This window comes from Aminobacter sp. P4_H6_2 (genome assembly GCF_056400805.1).
In genome coordinates, this window is record NZ_JBFUKO010000560.1 from 1 (window position 1) to 3,549 (window position 3,549).

Here is a 3,549-nt window from a genome sequence, read left to right on the forward strand (position 1 = left end):
CTGCGGCGCCTTGTCTTTGTAGGCGTCAGTGTTCCACGCCATCACCCAGGAGAAAATCAGCGCCGAGATGCAGTACTTCTGCGCCGTGCCCTCGATGAAGTCCTTCGAGTCGATGACGCTGTAGTCGAGCGGCATGAACAGACCCTCACGGCCGCCCTTTTCGGCCTGGAAAGCGTTTGTCTGGACGAGGTCAAAGGTCACGGCGTTGGCGGCAGCCTGCAATTTCACCGACGCATAGGCGTCGTTGATGGTTTCTTCGCGAACCGTGTCGCCCAGCGTCTTGGCGGCCGGTCCCCACAATGTCTCGCGGCCGACTTCCTGGATCACGCCGCCACCGACCGCAACCGTCACCTCAGCAGCCTGGGCAGCCGACGTGGCGATGCCGCACGCAGCGAACAGGGCATAGGCGGAAAGAGAGTTCCTCACATTTTTCAAGATCATGACAATTCCCCACGGGCTGAGCTTTTTCGTCCAGCAGTTTTTATTTCCCTGAACCACTCCGGAAGGCAAAATTTCCCGGCGATCAGTACCCTTTGTATTTCGCCAAGGGCAGGGTCAGGACTACCGTAGGCCATGCCGGGCAGGTATCTGCGATTTATCGACAGGCTTATCAATAATTTTCCGCTCGCTATCGAGCGGGCTTGCGAGGCGCGTTTCTCACCCGAAATTCAGCCGGCTTGGCCCGCGCAATAAATTTCGCGAACTCGCCACGCCAGTTGGATGGAGTCTTCGCACTATGCCTCATCAGTTGCTGTTGTCTGCGACCCCGGCCCGCTCGACAACCAAATTCGCCCTGCATTAAATACGCTGACCAGCGGCATCAAGTAGGTGCGAAAATCAGCGATCACAATCGCGAAAACTTCTGGTGCGGCTGCTATCCGGTCGTAGCCCGACGAGACGCGCCATTGAGCGGCCCATGCCGCGAACTTCATCGGTCTGGCCAACCGGTATGTCGGTTGGAAGGGTCGTTTTACGTCGTTCGAAAGCCCGCTAGACAGCCTCAACAAGACGGGGCTGACGGGGGCTGTCCGCGGAAGCGAGAAATGAACGGTGCCGCTCCCGACGTCTGCATTTCCCATTCATTGTTCAGTCGCGACACTCACCGCTCCTTCATCGCCTGGGACGACACTTCAGCCACGTGAGTGAATGGATATGGCTGCTTGCGCGTTATGAAAACCTCTCGGACCGCGACCTTTCAGGTGACAAGCGCAAGCTGTTTGCTGACGCCTGCTTGGCAAGACCGGCAGTTGGCCGTTCCTGATAGACGAATCCATCCAACGGGGACTGTTGTCCAATCATTGTTGATTGTGGCCACAAGTTGAATTCCTCAAGGCCATCTCACGGATCGCGAGACCGCCGAACAAGTCGCCAACGCGCTGTTCGAAAGCTACCCGGCAGAAACGCCCATCGGCACATGGAGGGATTGCTTCGACCTCGAAGGCCGTTCCATAGCGCGGACAATTCCCCCCTGCAGCTCGCTTTTTCATCTGTGGACAGCGGTCGCCGAGTTTCTGCATTGCAATGCAATGCAATGCCTCGTCTTGGCTGTTCTGCTGCGCGGGCTTGACTGCCGACCGGCCAGGCTGACGTAGCATAGTCGGCGCAGGATGAAGGCAATGGTTTCCGCCACCTGGTAGCGGCTTTGGATCATTTTCAAGCCTTGGCCTGCGATGAGCACACGCGCAGGCCAAAACCGGCAATTTGCTCAGTCCAGCTCCTGAACGCCGCCGCCACTGACGGTCAGGATCTGACCGCTGATCCAGGCGGATGCCGGCGAACACAGGAAAAGGGCAGCATTGGCGATATCCTGCGGCTCGCCGAGACGACCAAGCGGGGTGTGCTTCAGCATAGCCTTTTCGACGTCCGGCGTCAGAACGCTGAGCAAGGCGTCGGTCTTGACGGCGCCTGGGGCTATCGCGTTGACCCGGATGTTTCGGGGCCCGAGGTCGAAGGCCATGTTGCGCGTGAGGTGGTTCACCGCAGCCTTCGACGAACCATAGGACGTCATGCGAACGTTCTTGTTTTCACCGGCCATGGAGCTGATGTTGAGGATTGCACCACCCCCGGCCGCGACCATGGACGTAGAGCAAATCTGGCTGAGCCGAAAAATAGAAGACACGTTGAGCTTGTAGGCCCAGACGAAATCATCCATCGGCATGTCGAAGGGCTTGGGCCCGCCGCCACCGGCATTGTTGACAAGGACGGTTACCTTGCCGAACCGCTTGAGGGTTGCATCCACCAGGGCGACAAGGTCGTCTTCCTTGGTCACGTCGCAGGCGAGGCCGTTTGCCTGCCCGCCCGATGCGCTGATTTCGTCTGCTACGGCCTGCGCAGCGTCTGATCGGAGATCGCTTGCTGCAACGCTGGCGCCGGCGCGCGCGAAAGCCATGGCAATAGCCCGGCCGATTCCAGCCCCTGCCCCTGTGACGATGGCGACCTGACCAGACAGAGTGAAAGGTGCTTCCATTGTGCTCTCCATTCTTCGAAAAAACGAAGCTGCTTTCGCAGAGCCGCAACCCGACGATGACGGCGATGTACTCTAGCATGATGCCGACAACGCCATAGGCAACCAGAGACCGTCAGCACGACCAAACCGTAGGCGAAACTCGAAAACGTCGCCCATGATGCCGGTCCCGGGCCATCTTGTTGACGCCGCCGGAGCCTTCCTTGCATAACGCCGTGACGATGCCGAGCAACCGCGCGGCAACGAGATTGGCGATCAGGACATCGAGCGGAAATCCGTCGGCCAAGCGCGCGCAATCGGCATGTCAAATTCGCGCAACATCGTGCCAAATGCACGTCCCAACGAACACCAGCAGGACCAGATCGGCCACCCAACCGGCCTGCTGCAGTGGGCACAGTCCTGGCGAGAGGCGCGACTAAGCTGGAACGTACGTCAACCTAATCACGTCCTCGCCAACGTGATCGGTGGAAACAAGGCGGAGCGGCGGTCGCGGGCCGGCGAAGAATGGCTTGCCGCGACCAAGCACAACGGGGTGGAAGTAGAGCCGATACTCGTCAATAAGACCAAGGTCGGTCAGGCTTTGCGCCAGGTCTGGTCCGGAAATAGCTATCTCCCCGACGAGCTGAGCCCTCAGGCCACGTATCACCGCCTCGATGTCATTCTCGACAAGTGTGGCGTTGGGGCCAACTGACTTCGACGAGCGTGACACGACCCACTTCGGTTGCCGCCGCCACGCCACCGCGAACTCGCGTTGCTCCACAGTCCACTCGGGCCGGTCTTCGTCCCAGTAACGCATGATCTCGTACATGCGGCGACCGTACACACTGCCCGTCAGGTCGCTCACATGCTCTATCCAGTGTCGAAAGAGTTCGGGGCCTGTCGACATTTCCTGGTAGTCGACATAGCCGTCCAGGGACTGGTTCATTCCAAAGACGAGCTTCGCCATGCCGCAAGATCTCCACCGCAAGGTATTCAGAATAGCTTGAGGCGACATTACGCGAAAGTGAGGTTGGGCATGAACTGCGCGCCGCTTGGTCGGAGTGACGAAAAACCAAAGGACCGCTAACCACACCACTCTCGTGCGA

Annotated in this window: 4 protein-coding genes; all 4 read right to left on the reverse strand. The window is 59.1% G+C overall.

Annotated elements, in window-relative coordinates; translation table 11 throughout:
• On the reverse strand, positions 1-441 hold a 441-nt coding region (locus tag AC1DUU_RS26495; protein WP_476786336.1), incomplete at its 3' end, for a type 2 periplasmic-binding domain-containing protein.
• Between the two features lie 293 nt (positions 442-734).
• Positions 735-932, reverse strand: a complete 198-nt coding sequence (locus AC1DUU_RS26500) for a hypothetical protein (RefSeq protein ID WP_476786337.1) — start codon at positions 930-932, stop codon at positions 735-737.
• Between the two features lie 773 nt (positions 933-1,705).
• On the reverse strand, positions 1,706-2,467 hold the full coding sequence (gene hdhA, locus AC1DUU_RS26505; protein ID WP_476786338.1) for a 7-alpha-hydroxysteroid dehydrogenase: 762 nt from the start codon (positions 2,465-2,467) through the stop codon (positions 1,706-1,708).
• A gap of 412 nt (positions 2,468-2,879) precedes the next feature.
• A complete protein-coding gene (locus AC1DUU_RS26510) occupies positions 2,880-3,410 on the reverse strand; it encodes a dihydrofolate reductase family protein (protein WP_476786339.1) in 531 nt (176 codons plus the stop codon).
• Between the last annotated feature and the right edge of the window lie 139 nt (positions 3,411-3,549).

Excerpts from the sequence above, each read along its gene's own strand:
- AC1DUU_RS26500 (WP_476786337.1), bottom strand. The coding sequence starts at position 932 with ATGAAGTTCGCGGCATGGGCCGCTCAATGGCGCGTCTCGTCGGGCTAC.
- hdhA (WP_476786338.1), bottom strand. The coding sequence starts at position 2,467 with ATGGAAGCACCTTTCACTCTGTCTGGTCAGGTCGCCATCGTCACAGGG.
- AC1DUU_RS26510 (WP_476786339.1), bottom strand. The coding sequence starts at position 3,410 with ATGGCGAAGCTCGTCTTTGGAATGAACCAGTCCCTGGACGGCTATGTC.